The sequence below is a fragment of the Nocardia sp. NPDC052566 genome (genome assembly GCF_044547285.1).
In the GTDB taxonomy this organism is placed as follows: Bacteria; Actinomycetota; Actinomycetes; order Mycobacteriales; family Mycobacteriaceae; genus Nocardia.
In genome coordinates this window covers 467,723-483,641 of record NZ_JBIUAF010000002.1, presented here as the reverse complement: position 1 = coordinate 483,641, position 15,919 = coordinate 467,723, and the positions used below count along the sequence as shown (strand labels likewise).

Annotated in this window: 15 protein-coding genes; 6 read left to right on the top strand and 9 right to left on the bottom strand. The window is 66.0% G+C overall.

The window, feature by feature from the left end; translation table 11 throughout:
• Nucleotides 1–2: 2 nt before the first annotated feature.
• The 5 genes from ACIG5A_RS09545 to ACIG5A_RS09525 are packed head-to-tail and all read right to left on the bottom strand — an operon-like array spanning nt 3 to nt 7,377.
• Nucleotides 3–830, bottom strand: a complete 828-nt coding sequence (locus ACIG5A_RS09545; RefSeq protein ID WP_397239713.1) for an ESX secretion-associated protein EspG — start codon at nt 828–830, stop codon at nt 3–5.
• Nucleotides 830–2,716: a hypothetical protein gene (locus tag ACIG5A_RS09540; protein WP_397239712.1), complete on the bottom strand. Its 1,887-nt coding sequence runs from the start codon at nt 2,714–2,716 to the stop codon at nt 830–832. Before ACIG5A_RS09540 ends, ACIG5A_RS09545 begins: the two co-directional genes overlap by 1 nt.
• A 41-nt stretch (nt 2,717–2,757) precedes the next feature.
• Nucleotides 2,758–4,374 carry a DUF707 domain-containing protein gene (locus tag ACIG5A_RS09535; RefSeq protein WP_397239710.1) on the bottom strand — a complete coding sequence of 539 codons (1,617 nt, stop codon included), beginning with the start codon at nt 4,372–4,374 and terminating at the stop codon, nt 2,758–2,760.
• A gap of 10 nt (nt 4,375–4,384) precedes the next feature.
• Entirely contained in the window at nt 4,385–5,464 is a 1,080-nt protein-coding gene (locus ACIG5A_RS09530; protein WP_397239708.1) for a glycosyltransferase, read from the bottom strand.
• A 35-nt stretch (nt 5,465–5,499) separates the two neighbouring features.
• Nucleotides 5,500–7,377 carry a hypothetical protein gene (locus tag ACIG5A_RS09525; protein ID WP_397239706.1) on the bottom strand — a complete coding sequence of 626 codons (1,878 nt, stop codon included), beginning with the start codon at nt 7,375–7,377 and terminating at the stop codon, nt 5,500–5,502.
• 206 nt (nt 7,378–7,583) lie between these two features.
• On the opposite strand from ACIG5A_RS09525, the gene ACIG5A_RS09520 reads away from it, so the two are divergent.
• Nucleotides 7,584–8,369, top strand: a complete 786-nt coding sequence (locus ACIG5A_RS09520; protein ID WP_397239704.1) for a hypothetical protein — start codon at nt 7,584–7,586, stop codon at nt 8,367–8,369.
• An 11-nt stretch (nt 8,370–8,380) separates the two neighbouring features.
• Here ACIG5A_RS09520 and ACIG5A_RS09515 read toward each other — a convergent pair whose 3' ends face one another.
• From ACIG5A_RS09515 to ACIG5A_RS09500, 4 genes are all read right to left on the bottom strand, one after another.
• Nucleotides 8,381–9,034, bottom strand: a complete 654-nt coding sequence (locus tag ACIG5A_RS09515) for a DNA alkylation repair protein (protein ID WP_397240581.1) — start codon at nt 9,032–9,034, stop codon at nt 8,381–8,383.
• Nucleotides 9,035–9,223: 189 nt separating this feature from the next.
• Nucleotides 9,224–9,541: an antitoxin VbhA family protein gene (locus ACIG5A_RS09510; RefSeq protein WP_397239702.1), complete on the bottom strand. Its 318-nt coding sequence runs from the start codon at nt 9,539–9,541 to the stop codon at nt 9,224–9,226.
• 73 nt (nt 9,542–9,614) lie between these two features.
• A complete protein-coding gene (locus tag ACIG5A_RS09505) occupies nt 9,615–10,745 on the bottom strand; it encodes an alpha/beta fold hydrolase (protein ID WP_397239700.1) in 1,131 nt (376 codons plus the stop codon).
• A 30-nt stretch (nt 10,746–10,775) separates the two neighbouring features.
• Nucleotides 10,776–11,255, bottom strand: coding sequence for a DinB family protein (locus ACIG5A_RS09500; protein WP_397239698.1), 480 nt, complete (start codon nt 11,253–11,255; stop codon nt 10,776–10,778).
• An 87-nt stretch (nt 11,256–11,342) separates the two neighbouring features.
• Here ACIG5A_RS09500 and ACIG5A_RS09495 point away from each other — a divergent pair, with 87 nt between their 5' ends.
• The 5 genes from ACIG5A_RS09495 to ACIG5A_RS09475 all read left to right on the top strand — a co-directional run bounded on the left by ACIG5A_RS09495 (nt 11,343) and on the right by ACIG5A_RS09475 (nt 15,888).
• Nucleotides 11,343–11,921, top strand: a complete 579-nt coding sequence (locus ACIG5A_RS09495) for a helix-turn-helix domain-containing protein (protein WP_397239696.1) — start codon at nt 11,343–11,345, stop codon at nt 11,919–11,921.
• 273 nt (nt 11,922–12,194) lie between these two features.
• Entirely contained in the window at nt 12,195–13,034 is an 840-nt protein-coding gene (gene panC, locus ACIG5A_RS09490) for a pantoate--beta-alanine ligase (RefSeq protein WP_397239694.1), read from the top strand.
• Between the two features lie 30 nt (nt 13,035–13,064).
• Nucleotides 13,065–14,216: a serine hydrolase domain-containing protein gene (locus tag ACIG5A_RS09485; RefSeq protein ID WP_397239692.1), complete on the top strand. Its 1,152-nt coding sequence runs from the start codon at nt 13,065–13,067 to the stop codon at nt 14,214–14,216.
• Nucleotides 14,207–15,139 carry an ABC transporter ATP-binding protein gene (locus ACIG5A_RS09480; RefSeq protein ID WP_397239690.1) on the top strand — a complete coding sequence of 311 codons (933 nt, stop codon included), beginning with the start codon at nt 14,207–14,209 and terminating at the stop codon, nt 15,137–15,139. Before ACIG5A_RS09485 ends, ACIG5A_RS09480 begins: the two co-directional genes overlap by 10 nt.
• Nucleotides 15,136–15,888, top strand: coding sequence for an ABC transporter permease (locus ACIG5A_RS09475; protein WP_397239688.1), 753 nt, complete (start codon nt 15,136–15,138; stop codon nt 15,886–15,888). The genes ACIG5A_RS09480 and ACIG5A_RS09475 overlap by 4 nt, the downstream gene beginning before the upstream one ends.
• Nucleotides 15,889–15,919 lie beyond the last annotated feature (31 nt).

Genomic DNA, 15,919 nt, shown 5'->3' with positions numbered 1-15,919 from the left:
CCTCATCGGCCACCGTCATAGACGCTTGCCCTGACCAGACCGCGCCGGGACTCGTCGTCGCTGACCAGCATCAGTTCGTCGCAGTGCCGGTCGATCAGCGCGCACAGCCCCGCGGCATCGGCCGCGACCGCGGCGGCGGGTGGTTCCATGCCGATCACGTAGCGGCCGTCACCCGGATGGTCTTCCCAGACAAGCCATTTCGTCACCTGACCGCGCGGGCCGAAGTTCGAGTGGCCCTGGGTGATCAAGATCCGGCCGACGGTCGACTTCGGCGCCGCCTGCCACTGTCTGCACCGCGCGTCCACGTCGTGGTCGCCCTCGTCGTAGAGCGAGCTGCGACCGTGCCAATGATCGAAACCGGCCTCGTCCCTGCCGGATTCGAGCAACTCCACCCGGGGCAGGCTGCCTGGCGCCATCGGCGGCAGCCTGTCCACCAGCAGGCGGGTCAGCGACGCCGCATCACATTCGATGATCTCCAGTTCGTCCTGACTTTGCGCTGTTCTCGAGCCGAAACCTTGGATCAGCACCGCACGGTCACCGAACTTCTTGCCCGACATGACGATTCGCCCGTCCAGTGGACGCGCGGCGCTGCGATCCTCGGCTTGAACGACCATCCGGATATCGGCACGCAACGACTTGACCAGCACGTCGGCCAGCTCCGGATCCCACGCGGCCTGCAGTTCACCCCAGACCCGCGCCTTGGCGAACTGAAAGTCGTAGTAGCCGCGGATATCGGTGATGTAGGTGAACGGCCAGTTGTGCCAGCGGTCGACGAGTCGTTCACGCAGCACCAGATATTCGAGGCCGCTCAGACGCCAGGTGCGTTCCATTACTGTCGTTCCTCCACCGTGCTGCCGGGATCCCCGGTCGTCGCCGTTTCGCCTGCCACCTCGGTGGTCGACCTGGTGGCCGTGAAGTCCTGGATGACCTCCGGCTGGCGGCCCGCGGCCCGGCCGGGGAATTCGAGCCGCACCTCTGGTGCGCCGCCACCGGGGAACAGCGCGAAGGACACCCCGGCCGGCCCCGTCGCCCCCGGCGGGAACAGCTGCTCCTCGAGGTCGTGCACCTGCCGCCCGATCCGCTCCGACGCCTCGTCCAGCGCCTGCTTCACCGTCATGCTGCCGTTCTCCACGGCCTTCGCCAGCTGCTGGAGCGCGGGGCCGAGCTGGGCGGCGAGCTGATTGCCGAGCTGCACCAGCGTCGGGATGGCCGAGGCGATGAGTTGCAGCGCTTCGGAAAACAGGCTCATCATGTCCGCGCCGGACTTACCACCCGCCCCGGTGCCGCCGAGCGGACCGCTCGGACCCGCCGGGCCGCCACCCTGGCCCGGGTTGCCCGTGGGATTCGAGCCGCCGGAACCGGTTCCGCCATCGCCTTTACCGCCACCACTGCCTTTGCCGCCACCGCTGCCGGTACCACCACCGGACTTGCCGCCGCCACTGCCCGCGCCTTCGCCGCCGCCCTTGCTTTCACCGCTCCCCGTGCCGCCACCCGACTTGCCGCCACCTTTGCCGCCGCCACCGGTTCCCCCGCCGCCACCGTCGCCGCCACCCTTGTCGTTGTTGTCGTTGCCGGTGGGCTTCTTGTAGTTGTACGTGCCCGGTAGATCACCACCGGCACCGGCGAGCTTGTTCGGATCGGTGAACTCCGGCACAAGACCGGCCAGCTGCTTGATGCCCCCCACATAACTCTTCTGATTGGTCCCCGAATCCCCCTTGTCCCACAACGTGTGCTGACGAGACAAATAGTCGGCGGTATCCGCGCCATCCACATCTTTGATCGTGCCGTCGGTGTTCAAATGGATGAACGAATAATGCGCCAGGCGTGACCACATGAAAGAATTGAAATTGGCGGTATTGCCGATGACATTCGACATCGAAACCATGCCACGCTGCAGCGTATCCGTCGACTGCAGGTATTTCTCCAGGAACGCGACCGCACGATCCGCGCCGACACCCTCCCAGGCACCGGCCTTGAAAACGCCGTCAACCTTGTCGACGAATGTGCGCACCGACTTTCGCCAAATGTCGGCCAGCGCCTGCCACTCACCAGCGATCCAGAAAATATTGCCGTCGTTCTTCACGAACATCTCCGCAATATTCGCGAAATCAAGAATCTCCAGATTGTAACCGGTCTCGATAGCGTTCTCGATACTGCCCTTCGCCTTCGGATCGAAACTCACCCCCGAACCGGCCGTCGTCGGCAACCCCGGCCCCGACTTCCAATCCGCGGTCGGCGTCGCATGATGCTTGAAAATCTCCGGCCAATGATCCGTCGGCGATCGCGGACTGAACATCCCCGCATTGTCACCATCGGTCTTACTATACGACTTACACGCCGCAGTGAACGTATTCGCCATCACCGTGACAATCGCCTGATGATTCTTCAGAACATCCACCAGCTCGACCGTCCGCTTACGATCGAACACCACGAACAACTGCTCCATACTGCCCAATGTCGTCACACGATTCGGATACTTGCCCGCCACCCCACCCACCGTGATCACGCTGTTGTCGAACACCCACTCGGTCTTCGGGAAATTAGCGCTACCCGTCGCATCGACCAATCCTGAGATATCCGCGACGAACACCTCGCACGCCTCGACGAGCTCTTTCAACTTCGCGACATCCACACCCAACGTCAACTTGCCGTCGCGCGCGCCCTTCAACAACCCAGACCACTCGGTCTGATCGATACCAGGCCCACCCGACGCCATCCCGCTCCTACCATCGACTCCACTGCCTCAGCCCTGCGTTTCTAGCACCGAATATTCGGCCGGTCCTGCCGTGCGGCAACCGCGGCCCGGTCCGTACACCGTCCGTTCACCAACCCGGGGACCACACGCATCAACTCACCGTCGCGCACCATGCGATCGACCATTCCCGCACAGGGGATTTCGGCGAGGAAGCAGGCGCGAGCGCCGTCGAGGCGGCCGTGCGCCACCGCCACCTGCAACAGGTCGCGGGAGAAGTGCGCGAAATCGCGCGCCATGGCGCCGCCGTTGCTCGCGGCCTCCGCCGCCCGGTCCAGCCAGCTCTCGAAGCTCGGGTACGGATAATGCAAGATCATCGGCGCCGTGACGGTGCCACTCGCGGCGGTGAATCCGGTGAAGCCGTGCCTATCGACCGGGGCGATCTCGGCATCGAGCCGGACGGCACTGCGGTTCGCGGGCGCGTCGAGAAATGGGGACAGACCGCTGACCCGGAATACGGTGCACTCGTGGAACGGATCCTCGACCGGATGCGGCCGCGGCACGGCCTCGTGGGCGATGAAGGAGACCTGGCCCGCCCCTGGGATCTGCCAGCGGCGTCTGCCGTCGTCGTGGAACAGCTCCCGCGGGCCGAGCGGGAGCAGCCATGCCATGCCCGCGGCGCGGGCGGTCGCCACGGCAGCGTGAATATTGGCCACCTCACGCTCGACCGGATCGGCCGCGGGAACAACGTTGTCGCACACCAGTACCGGGTGCTCACGGCCCGCCGCGAAGGCGCGCACCGCGGGATCGTCGGAATAGACGATGATGAGATCCGCGTGGGCCGCGTGGTGATCGAACCAGGCACGCAGCCACGACTGCGGCCGATCGACGGTGACGCAGATCGCGGTCGGGTCGTCGGCCGGCCGCGGGCGCCCCGCGCCGATGCCCCGGTACACCCGCGTGCGCAGATCGTCGATCCCGTGCCGCGCCAGATAGTCGTGGTACTCGGTCCACGGGTTCACCCCTGCCGCACGCGCCGCCGTGAGGTTCGGACCGCCGACCGGCCGCGTATGCCGGACGGTGACCGCGTCGACGATCGCGATCGATGAGGTGTCACCGACAAATCTCGGCCAGTGGAAGTCCAGACCCCACCCGGTCTGCGTGGCATCGAACGTCGGCAGGCAGCGGCGCAGGAAGTCCTGGCGGAAGCACGGCGCCATGATCTCGACGAAATTGGTGTACCTGAGCTCGAACCTGCGATCGACCAGCGTGATCTCGTGGGTGTAGTAGCTGTCCTCGGTGAGCGCGGGCTGTGCCAGCGGAAGCCGGTACCGCGCTGCGTATTCGAACAGTTCGTTGACGGTCGCGGTATCGGTGGCCAGATCGTCGTCGGGTAGCCAGATGTAATCGTAGTCGTCGATAGAATCGGCCAGGTCGACCGTCAGCACATGGTGCAGCGCAGGCCATTTGGGTCCTTTGCGGTCCAGCCGCAGCACGTCGTCGGCGCGAAACCGATGCGGGTCGTCGCCGAAATAGCTGACGACCAGGTCCCAGGTGCGCGGCATCGGCCCGGCGAGCCACTGCTCGTGCAGCGAGGCGTCGCCCGCCCGCAGCACCACCAGGTTCCTGCGTCGCCGACGAGCCCGGAATGCGCTGGGCCGCTGCCGAATCGCTACTGTCATCGTGACCTCCTCATGCGGCGTACCAGCCCTCGCCCCAGAGGGTGCCGAGACGTTCGAAATACGCCTCGTACTGCGGGGCGACGACCTCGGTGGAGAACTTGGACACCGCGTAATCCCGGATCCCCCGGTAGTCGAGCTTGTCGACGGCGTCGGCGGCCTCGCAGAAGTCGCGCAGTGTGCGGCAGCGAAACCCGTGCACACCGTGCTGCACCGTCTCGGTGAACACGCCCCAGTCGGTGGTGATCACCGGCGTCCCGCAGAGCATCGCCTCGGCGTGCACGCCACCGAACGGCTCCAGATACAGCGAGGGCACGAAAACCCCACGGGCCCTGCTCATCAGCTCACCCCGGCGCACATGGTCGACCACGCCGACGTACTCGGCGACCTCGGCGGGCGGCGTCGCACCCGCGCCCGCGACGACGAGCTTCACCCCTAGCCGCTGACACGTGTCGACGGCGATCTGGATCCCTTTCGCCTCGACAAGGCGGCCCATGAAGAGGAAGTAGTCGTCCTTCTCCTCGGAGAACGGAAAGTCCTGCACCTCATAGTAATTCGGGATCACCGCATCGTAGAACTGGCCGCGGGCGCTCATCACGCCCGGCACCGTGGTGCGCGAACCGTAGACGGCGTGCATCCACGCGTAGCTCTCGAACACCCGATAGTTCGCGAACACCCCGCTGTAGCCGATCCCGAACTCGACGGTCATCAGCTCCGGGAAGGTCTCCGCGATCGGCTGCTGGCAGGTGCCGCCGAGCACACAGATGAAATCGCGGTCCTGCCTGCGCTTGGCGATCTCGGTGATGGCACGCTCGTTGGTGGTGGTCCAGTGCGGATCGAAGGGATTCCAGGTGAGGTTGTTGAGTTCCCGGTACAGATCGTTGCCGCCGAACCATTCGGCCTGCTCCGCCTTCGACACGATGGTGACGAATTCGGTGCAGGCAGCGTCGTTCTCCTCGCCGCCGTACAGGAACACCTCGTGGCCCAGATCCGTCATCATCCCGGCGAAACGCCGGATCTTCTGGGTATAGGCGCACGGCTGATAGTGCTTGGTGGTCTGTGTATTGGGGAAGTTGACGACATGAAAACGCATGGCTGGACTCACGTTTCGGCTCGGAGGGTGGCAGGTCAGCGGTCGATGACGGGTCGGACCGAGAGTGGGTCCTCGCCGACGGCCTCCTCCAGGTGCTCGGTGCTGTCGAGGTAGGCCGCGCGCTTGCGCTGTTGCTGCTGCTGTTGCTGCCCGCCGGGAGCGCCACCCATGCCGCCACCCATCGGATAGCCACCGCCGTAAGGCATGGCCGCCGACGGGGCGATGCCGGCACGCGCGGCAACCGACTCGGTGGTGTTGCCCGTCGCACCCGCTCGGGGAAAGAGTTTGTCCTCCAGCGGATTCGCGGGTTTGCCCGGCGCCGCCCCACCACCCGCCGAACCGCCGCCCGCGCCAGCCGGCTTGATGTCGAAGCCGAACGGCCCGGAGGCGCCGGTCGGCCCGGAGACGCCCCACGGGCCGGAGGCCAACGGACCGGACATCATCCCGGATGCCAACTGCTGCAATGCCTTCGAGAGCGCAGACAGCGGTCCGGTCGCACCGCCGGTCGGGCCGGTCGCGCCACCGGGACCAGCGTTGGCCGACCCGGATGATGGCGTGCGAGACGATGATTGGGGTGCGCCACCGGAGCCGGGAGGTTTACCGCTGGACTTGCCGGATTTACCTCCGCCGCTGCCCGCGCCTTCGCCGCCGCCTTTGCTGCCGCCATCGCCCGTAGCGCCACCGGACTTGCCGCCACCGGACTTGTCACCGCCGCCACCGGTTCCCCCACCGCCACCGCTCTTGTCTTTGTTGCCGTTGTCGTCGCCGGTAGGCTTCTTATAGTTGTACGTGCCGGGCAGACCGCCATCGGAGCCAGCGAGCTTGTTCGGATCAGTAAATACCGGTACAAGACCGGCCAACTGCTTGATACCGCCCACGTAACTCTTCTGATTGGTTCCCGAATCACCCTTGTCCCACAACGCATGCTGACGAGATAAATAGTCGGCAGCATCCGCGCCATCGACATCTTTGATCGTCTTGTCGGCATTCAGATGAATGAACGAATAGTGCGCAAGCCGCGACCACATGAAAGAATTGAAGTTGGCAGTATTACCGATGACATTCGACATCGAAACCATGCCGCGCTGCAACGTATCCGTCGACTGTAAATACTTCTCCAGAAACGCCACCGCACGATCCGCGCCGACACCCTCCCACGCCCCCGCCCGGAAAACACCCTCGACCTGATTCACAAACGTGCGCACCGAACTTCGCCAAATATCGGCCAGCGCCTGCCACTCACCCGCGATCCAGAAGATATTGCCGTCGTTCTTCACGAACATCTCCGCGATGTTCGCGAAATCAAGAATCTCCAGGTTGTAGCCGGTTTCGATAGCGTTCTCGATACTGCCCTTCGCCTTCGGATCGAAACTCACCCCCGAACCGGCTGTCGTCGGCAACCCCGGCCCCGACTTCCAATCCGCGGTCGGCGTCGCATGATGCTTGAAAATCTCCGGCCAATGATCCGTCGGCGATCGCGGACTGAACATCCCCGCATTGTCACCATCGGTCTTACTATACGACTTACACGCCGCAGTGAACGTATTCGCCATCACCGTGACAATCGCCTGATGATTCTTCAGAACATCCACCAGCTCGACCGTCCGCTTACGATCGAACTCCACGAACAACTGCTCCATGCTGCCCAATGTCGTCACACGCGCCGGAACAACCTCCCGCGCCGTCGCGGGCGCATCGGCCGCACGATTGTCGTACACCCACTCGGTCTTCGGAAACCTGTCACTGCCTGCCGCGTTCACCAACCCCGAGATATCCGCCACGAATACCTCACACGCATCGATCAATACCTTCAACTTCGCGACATCCACACCCAACGTCAACTTGCCGTCCCGCGCGCCCTTCAACAAACCAGACCAATCGGTCTGATCCAGACCAGGCCCACCCGACGCCATCCCGCTCCTACCCGCTCAACCACTCCTGCCGACACCCAAGCACGAGGGCGCGGATACGTCCGGCCGAGCGCGAACCGCACCACCAACCGGACACCTGCGGTTAACCATCGGATGGCCCCGCACGAGGTATCCGAGCATCGGTGCCATCGTTAGCGCACGCGGCATCGCCCGCCGCGCGCGAACGCCGCTGACCGTGTGGAGTGTGGGTGAACGATCTCGTGATTGCTCGGTATACCGAGGAACTCGACTGGATCATGCTGGTACCGAGTACTTTTCGCATCCACATCTACAACAAGGGCGCGCCGATCGGCTCCGCCGCCCTCCGGGCGCGAGCGGCAACGATCGTCGACCGGCCGAATGCTGGGCGCGAGTCGGAAACCTACCTCGCGCACATGATCGAGCATGGTCCCGGCCAGGGCGCGTTCACCGTGTTCTCCCAGGGCGATCCGTTCGAACACAGCCCGGACTTTCTCGATCTCCTCGAAACGCCCGAAGACTGGGCGGCTATCCAGCCACTGACCTGGTGCTGGAAACAGGTGGAGAACATCCCGCCCACCGTATTGCTCGAGACCGAGGCAGACTCCCCGCGAGTTCGACCGGAACTGTTCTCGTTGGCGACATGGAATCCGGTCCAATTCACCGACGACGGAGCCGCACGGACCGGCATCCACTATCGGGCGCTCCACGGACTACCCGATGGAACCAACATCGCGGCCCACTTCTTCTCCCTGTGTGGGCTGCCGGATCTCGCGGCGGCGGCGGAACGACACCTTGTGGGCCGGTTCGCCTATGGCGCGATCTTCGCGGTGCGCAACAAGCTGATCGCCGATCTGCCGAGCCGCGCCCTGCACGCGATGCACACCGCGGCCACCGGCACGGACTGCTACGGCTATGTGCTGGAACGACTCTGGCTGCATCTGTTCGGTGAACGGTTCCTGCTCCCGGCCACCGAGCCGTCCATTCGCCGAAGATGCGCAACGACTCCGTGGTGACCAACTCGGCGCTAGCGGTGTCGGCCTTCGGGTCCGCGGCGCACCATCTCGGCGATCCAGATGGGGGCGAACGGGGATGTGCAGTTGGGTGGGGTCGGGTAGTCCTTCAGTACCTCGAGGCGCTCGCCGATGTCGACAGCGCGGGCACGGTATTCGGGGTGCTCGATGCCGATCTGGGCGAGGCAGTGATTCATCGCCCACTGGAGGCGTTCCTGGGCGTTTTTCATCCGCGCCTCGATGACGTCGAGCAGTCCTGAGAGGTCGAGGCCCTCGGGTTTCTTCGCCACGCGCTCGGTGGTCAACGCCCAGCCCGCGCTCGCGACCACGGGATCCGGGTCGGCGAGCCAGGCCAGGCGCAGGTCTTCGGCGTGCGGGTTCTTCTTCACGACGTAGTTGACGAGCCAGTCGTGCACCTTGGGTGTGCCCGCCGCGCGCACCATGACGTCCAGTTCCTGGCGCTCGAAGGCCTTCGGGCGGCAGATCAGGGTGGCCAGCAGTCGCGCGGCGGTGTCCCCGCTCGCCCAGAGCTCGCGCGCGAGATCCTGCTGTGTTTTCAGCCGCTTGGCGAGTACGCGCAGCTTGCCGAGGTTCACCCCGTGATCGTCACCGTGCTTCTCGTTCACCGCGCGCGCCTTCGGGTCCTCCAGCGCGGCAAGCTCGGCCATTACCTCAGCCACCGTCGCCTCCACCACCCCAGCCTCCTGTCTACGGATACCGAAACAGCTTCTTCCACATAGTCGGAAGTCACGCCGCGAATGTCAGATCCGCTTCCACTCGACGTAAGAGTTGGGCATCGACGATTCCCAGCAGGTTCCGCAACACCCCGGACCCGGGGTCGAGATACGGGTCAGCGCTCACTTGACATCATGCAAGCGCCGAACAAGTTCACGCATCTGTGTGGTGCTGATCTCACCTCGGGTCCACCGTTCGAGGATCGCCTCGGCATCCGGGCTGGGCGCCAGCCCTTCCGCCTGCACCGAAGCCGATGCCTGCGACACCGAACGCGCACGTTCCGCGGTCAGCTCTTCGAACACCGCCACCGGTACCATCACTGCCTCGGTCTTACGGTGAGAACCCACACCGACCGGCGTGCGGTCGCCCCTGCGGAAGCGCTCCAGCACCCCTGGGAGCTGCTCACGTGCCTCACGCACTGAAAGCGTCTCGATCAGCATATAAAGAGTGTGCCCAAATGTGTACACATACGCTCGCGCTGCGAGACCGGGACGGTCAGAGAGCCGGGACGGCTCATTCGCCCAAGAAGCGCAACAGCTCCGCGGTGACGAACCGAGGGTTCTCCTCGACGAGCCAGTGGCCCGCGTTCGGTACGTCCACCGCGCGGACGATATTGGTCATGCGGAGGGCGGCGGTTGCGCGGATCGGGTCGAGTTGGCCTTGCGCGGTCATGAGCAGGGTCGGGACTGAGGTGGGTGGCGCCGCTGTGGTGTCGCGGACATCCCTATCGAGTGCGCGGTAGAGCTCGAAGCCGCCGGACAGCGCTTCGGGGCGGCGGTAGGTGCGTGCGTATTCGTCGATTTCGGCGGCGGTGAACGGGGATCGGTCCGAGGTGCCACCGAAAGCTGTGCCGCCGAACGCGACCTGAGGGTAGAACAGGGCCAGATAGTCGCGGACGTTGTCGCCGACGACCGCTTCGGGGACCCTGCGCTGGGAGTGGAAGGCGATGTGCCAGCTCAGTGAGCGGTAGGTCGGCGCGTCGATCGCGGGACCGGGAAGCGGCAGGTCGAGATAGCCGAGACCCGCTGTGTCGGTGGGGAATTGGGCAGCGTACTGGAATGCCACCGCCGCGCCGAAATCATGGCCGACGACGCGAGCGGCACGTACGCCGAGCCGGTCGGCGATCAGGGTGTGCACGTACCGCGCGAGGGTGGCCTTGTCGTAGCCGGTCGGTGCGCCGGTGCTGTCGCCGAGGCCGGGAAGGTCGAGGGCGTAGACGGTGTGGTGTTCGGCGAGTGCGGGCATGATCGGCCACCAGCCGTACCAGGTCTGCGGCCAGCCGTGGATGAGCACCACCGGCGTGCCGCTGCCGCCCTTCACATAATGCATACGGACGCCGTCGATATCGGCGAACTCGTGTCGAAAGGTCTTGTCGAACTGAGGATCTCCCTGGGTGGCGGCCGCGTAGGGAGGTGGGTCGGCGGCGGTAGGTGTCGAGCACGCCGCAGCGCTGAGCGTGAGCAGCAGGGTGAGCGCGACGGTCGCCAACGTGCACATACGCGACGGTCCGGTGGCGGCAGCGTAGGGAGCTAGGTCGCGGGTGATCGGCGTCGAGCGGGTCGCGGTGCCGATCGTGCGCAGATGGGCCAGCGCAGTGGTCGCCTGCGTGCGCGTGCGCGACGGCCGTATGGTTGCGATTCTCATGTATTCCCTTCCTGGACAGGCCGATCGAAGTCACCGCCCGGTCGTGTCGTCGATCAGCTCGCGGAGAATGTCCGCGTGGCCCGCATGGCGGCCGGTCTCCTCGATCATGTGTGTGAGCGCCCAGCGGACACTTGGTGCGGCGCGGCCCGGGACCGGTGCGCCGAGATCGACGCACCGGTCGAGAACGACATTCGCGCGCTCGACCGTGTCTCGATAGCGGGCGACGACATCGGCCACACTGTCCGCCGATGCCGCATGGAAGGTCGCCTGCCAATCGGACACGGTGTCCCCTAGGAACATCGAGCGCTCGACGAAGGTCAGATGATTCAGCAGGCCGATCAGGTTGGTGCCCGACGGCACCGCGGCTGTGCGCACCTGCGGTTCGGGTGCGCCGTCGACCTTCGTGGCGATCGAGGCGCGCAGATAGTCGAGGAATCCGCGCAGGGTTTCGGCCTCGCTGTTTCCGGTCCGGGGCGGCGAGGTGTCCTTGCGGCGCGTTGTGGTCGGCACGGTGGTCTCCCTTCGGTCGGGACCGCCAGTCTCATCGGACGCACCGCGATCTGGCACGCGATCTTGCTGTTCCGGCAAGATGGCCACATGGACCGCGAAACCGAAGACGTCCTCGACGCGGTAGGACCGAGGCTGCGCGCCCTGCGCCGCGACCGCCGCATCACCCTCGCCGACCTCGCGACGCGCACCGGCGTATCCGAAAGCACCCTGTCCCGGCTGGAGAGCGGCCAGCGCCGGGCCACCCTGGAACTGCTACTCCCCCTCGCCCGCACCTACGACATCCCGCTGGACGACCTGGTCGGCGCCCCGCGCACCGGCGACCCCCGCATCCACCTGAAACCGATCCACCGATCCGGCATGATCTTCGTGCCGCTGTCCCGCCGCCCGGGCGGCATACAAGCATTCAAAATGATCATTCCGGCCCAGAAGAAACCCGCAGAGCCGACACCGCAGACCCACGACGGTTTCGAATGGCTCTACGTCCTCAACGGCCGCCTACGCCTGCTCCTCGGCGACCGCGACCTCATCCTGCCCGCGGGCGAGGCCGCCGAATTCGACACCTCCCAACCTCACTGGCTCGGCAGCGCCGACACCAAGACGGTCGAACTACTGATCCTCTTCGGCCCCCACGGCACCCGCGCCCACGTCCACCCCGAAACCCGCTGACCGACCTTCCTACTGGCCATTCTGCCGGCGCACTATCTCGGCGATCCGGATCCGTCGAGCGCAGTCGAATGGCCCTCGAATACGGCGTGTCGCGGGGTCATTCGACTGCGCTCGGCGAACGAGTTCACGCGGTACCGGCGGCCAGGGTCCGGTGGGCGGACTCGTGGATTACGAAAAGTGTTCGGGGTGGGGCGGATTCGGGGATCGGTGCGGGTTGGGCTGTTAGGATCGCCGTCATCTACGGGTGCGGCTACCGCTGAGGGAATCGACGCGATGATCGTTGTCAGGAATACGGCGGAATTGCGGCGAGTGCTGGCGGAGGCCCGGGGGCGGGGACAGAGCATCGGCTATGTGCCCACTATGGGGGCGCTGCACGAGGGGCATCTCGCGCTGGTGCGGGAGGCGCGACGACGCGACGACGTGGTGGTGGCCTCGGTGTTCGTGAATCCGTTGCAGTTCGGGCCGAACGAGGACTTCGAGGCGTATCCGCGCGACGAGCAGCGGGATTTGGCGCTCTGCGAGAAGGCGGAGGCGGATATCGCCTGGTTGCCTTCGGCGCGGGAGCTGTTTCCGCCCGGGTTCGAGGTGACGGTCGCGGTGCCGCGACTTTCGGCCGTGCTGTGCGGGGAGACCAGGCCCACCCATTTCGCCGGTGTCACCACCGAGATGACGAAGATATTGATTCTGCTCGGGCCGATCGCGGTGTACCTCGGGGAGAAGGATTTTCAGCAGTTGGTGGTGATGCGGGCCGTCGTCCGTGACCTCGGGTTGCCGGTCGAGGTCCGGGGCGTGCCCACCGTGCGTGAGCCGGACGGGCTCGCCCTCTCCTCCAGGAACGCCTACCTCGCCGAGGCCGAAAGGCAGGATGCCGCAGCGCTGTTCCGCATCCTGTCGGAGCTCATCGCGCGCCTGCGCGCGAACGCCGAGCCGGTCGCCGAGGTACTCGCGGAGGGCCGCCAGGAACTGACCCGCGCGGGCCTGCACCGCATCGACTACCTGGAACTGGTCGACAGCGAAACGCTCGACCCGGTCCGTACGGCCACCGCGGGCAATCGGCTGGTGGCGGCCGCGTGGGTCGGCAAGACCCGGCTGATCGACAACATGGCGGTGTAAGTCCTCGGCTTCGGGTCGTGGGAGGCGACGATGGACGTGATGGCGGAACTCCTGGAGGCCGTATCGGCCGACGTGGACGCGCGCCGGATTCCCGGCGCGGTCATCGCGGTCACGGCACAGGGGTCGCTGATCGACCTCCGAGCGGTCGGCGCGATCGACCCGGACGGTACGCACCCGATGCCGGACGACGCCATCTTTCCCATCTACTCCATGACGAAGGTGCTCACCGCGCTGGCCACGCTGACCATGGTGGCGGAGAACCGCATTCGCCTGTCGGACCCGGTCGCCGAGTGGCTGCCGTACTTCGCGAACCTCCGCGTCGAAGCGGCCGGTGCGCTGCGGCCGCCGAGCCGCCCGCCGGTGCTCGAGGACCTGATGCGGCAGACCGCAGGCATCGGCGGCGGCTCCCACACCTCGCCGAATATCAAGCCGTACTACGACGAAGCGGATGTACGGAAGTACGAGCACCGGCCCGAGCCACACACGCTGGACGATACGGTGCGCAAACTGGCGCGGCAGCCACTTGCCGCCGATCCCGGAACCGTCTGGGAATACGGCATGGCCATGGATGTCCTCGGGCGCGTACTCGAGGTGGCCGATCACCGGCCGCTCGACGAGATCATCGCTCGCCGGGTCTGCCGCCCACTCGGCTTGCACAACACCGGCTTCCACGTTCGGACCGCGGACCTGGACCGCGTCGCCCGCCCGTTCCCCGACGCACCCGCCACACCGAATGGGCTTGTGACGCACCAGGAAAGACCGGCATGGCTGTCGGCCGGATCGGGCGGCTATTCGACCGCCGCCGACTTCGCGAAACTGCTGTGCGCGATCGCGCCCGATCACGCAGGCAGGCTGCACATCCCGGTATTCGGCCCGATCACCCGGGAGTTGTTCGTCGATCAGATCGGAGCGCTGGCGGGCAGCGGTCCGGACTACATTCCCGGCAGCGGCTACGGCTTCTCCTACGGACTCCACGTGCCGAGCAGCCATCCGGCCTGGGCGGCGCGAAATCGGCACGCGCACACCGTGGGCTGGCTCGGCCGCGCCGCGACCTCCTTCGTCCACGACATTCCCAGCGGGGTCGGCGCGGTACTGATGACCCAGCGCTACGGGAAAGCGGTGCACCACCGGGATCAGGTCCGCTCGATCGTGGCGCGGCACCAGGCCTCGTCATGGACGTAACCGACGAACCGGCGGTCCTGGTGGACGGCTTGCGCAAGACCTACGGCTCGGTCCGAGCCCTGAACGGAGTCGACCTGGCCATCGGCCGCGGCGAGATCTTCGGGCTGCTCGGCCGCAACGGCGCCGGGAAATCCACTGCGCTGGACATCATCTGCGGACTCGTCGAGCCCACCGCGGGGCGAGTGCGCGTGTTCGGCACCGACGTACGGCGCAACGGCCGCAGCGTACGACGACGCATCGGCTATGTGCCCCAGGACAATACGGTCTACCTCGCGATGACCGTCCGGCAGAACCTGCGCTTCGCCGCGATCGTGCGCGGTATGTCGCGCCGCGGCGCGCGACAGCGAGCGGCCGAGGTGATGGAAAGGCTCGGCCTGGGCCCGATCGCCGACCGCGGCGGCGCGAAACTCTCGGGTGGCGAACGGCGCAGGCTCACGATCGGCATGGGCATCATGCATGCGCCGCCGCTGATGGTCCTGGACGAACCGAGCACCGGCGTCGACATCGATTCCCGCCACGCCATCCACCACCTGCTCAGGGAACTGCGCGGCGAAGGCTCGACCATCCTCTACACGACACACCATCTGGAGGAGGCCGAAACCTTCTGCGATCGGATCGCGGTGCTCGATCACGGCACGATCCTCGTCACCGCCGACATGAAAAGCTTTGTGGCCGACTACGCCAGCCCGTACTGCGAGATCGTCAGCGACGAGGCGGCGGCCGTGGCGGCCCTGCTGCGCGATGCGCTACCCGACACGGCGATCACGGTGCGCGACAGGCGGATTCGCGTGGCGACCGAACAAGCCGAGACCGTCACCACGGTCGTGCGAGTCCTCGGCGCGAGCCACCTTCCCGTCAAGGATGTGCGCTCGGTCCCGGTCTCGCTGGAAAACGCGTTCCTGCGAACGATCGGGCAGCCATGACGATTACCGCGGCCTTCTTCCGGAAAGAACTCGCCACCTGGCGCCAGGATCCCACCCTGTTCGTCTTCCTGTTCGCCGCACCGCTGCTGATGCAGGCACTGCTCAGCGACGCCTTCTCCCGGATCACCGAAAGCGCTGGGGCACAACAGACCGTGCCCGGCTTCACGATCATGTTCGGCTTCTACGTGATGATGTTCATGGGTACCTCGCACTATCGCGAACATGCTTCGGGCGCATGGGCTCTGGTGCGCACCAGCGGCCTGTCCAAGGCGATGATGGCGGTCCAGCTCGCGATCCCCTACTTCGTGCTCTCGGCGGCGCAGATGACGCTGCTGATCCTCATCGGGCGAATGCTGTTCGGCGGCACGATCAACGGCTCGCCGCTCGCGGTCGCCGTCCTCGTTCTCACCATCGCCTGGGCCGCGATCGCCCTTGGTCTGGCGCTGATTTCGGTCACGCGCAATGTCTCGGCCATGCAGAATCTGTGCCAGCTCGTCGTGCTCGGCATGGGCGCCGTCGGCGGCGCCGTCGTTCCGGTGCGCCTGATGCCGCCGTGGTGCCGCCCGCTCGCACCGCTGACCCCGCAGTACTGGGCGATGGACGGCATGCGGCAGGTGCTCGCGGAACGTGGTGGGCTGGTGGACATCGCGCCACACCTCGCCGTGCTCGCCGGCTGGGCCTGCGTCCTATCCCTCATCGCGGCAGTCGCTTTCGATCCGGGCAGCCGACGTCGCGTCGCCATTCGCTGAGAGCGGAACCATCCCGGTCCGCATCTAATCG

What these genes read in the sequence shown, in the direction of transcription:
- ACIG5A_RS09545 (WP_397239713.1), bottom strand. Translation starts at nt 830, where the DNA reads ATGGAACGCACCTGGCGTCTGAGCGGCCTCGAATATCTGGTGCTGCGT.
- ACIG5A_RS09540 (WP_397239712.1), bottom strand. Translation starts at nt 2,716, where the DNA reads ATGGCGTCGGGTGGGCCTGGTATCGATCAGACCGAGTGGTCTGGGTTG.
- ACIG5A_RS09535 (WP_397239710.1), bottom strand. Translation starts at nt 4,374, where the DNA reads ATGACAGTAGCGATTCGGCAGCGGCCCAGCGCATTCCGGGCTCGTCGG.
- ACIG5A_RS09530 (WP_397239708.1), bottom strand. Translation starts at nt 5,464, where the DNA reads ATGCGTTTTCATGTCGTCAACTTCCCCAATACACAGACCACCAAGCAC.
- ACIG5A_RS09525 (WP_397239706.1), bottom strand. Translation starts at nt 7,377, where the DNA reads ATGGCGTCGGGTGGGCCTGGTCTGGATCAGACCGATTGGTCTGGTTTG.
- ACIG5A_RS09515 (WP_397240581.1), bottom strand. Translation starts at nt 9,034, where the DNA reads ATGGCCGAGCTTGCCGCGCTGGAGGACCCGAAGGCGCGCGCGGTGAAC.
- ACIG5A_RS09510 (WP_397239702.1), bottom strand. Translation starts at nt 9,541, where the DNA reads ATGCTGATCGAGACGCTTTCAGTGCGTGAGGCACGTGAGCAGCTCCCA.
- ACIG5A_RS09505 (WP_397239700.1), bottom strand. Translation starts at nt 10,745, where the DNA reads ATGAGAATCGCAACCATACGGCCGTCGCGCACGCGCACGCAGGCGACC.
- ACIG5A_RS09495 (WP_397239696.1), top strand. Translation starts at nt 11,343, where the DNA reads ATGGACCGCGAAACCGAAGACGTCCTCGACGCGGTAGGACCGAGGCTG.
- panC (WP_397239694.1), top strand. Translation starts at nt 12,195, where the DNA reads ATGATCGTTGTCAGGAATACGGCGGAATTGCGGCGAGTGCTGGCGGAG.
- ACIG5A_RS09485 (WP_397239692.1), top strand. Translation starts at nt 13,065, where the DNA reads ATGGACGTGATGGCGGAACTCCTGGAGGCCGTATCGGCCGACGTGGAC.
- ACIG5A_RS09480 (WP_397239690.1), top strand. Translation starts at nt 14,207, where the DNA reads ATGGACGTAACCGACGAACCGGCGGTCCTGGTGGACGGCTTGCGCAAG.
- ACIG5A_RS09475 (WP_397239688.1), top strand. Translation starts at nt 15,136, where the DNA reads ATGACGATTACCGCGGCCTTCTTCCGGAAAGAACTCGCCACCTGGCGC.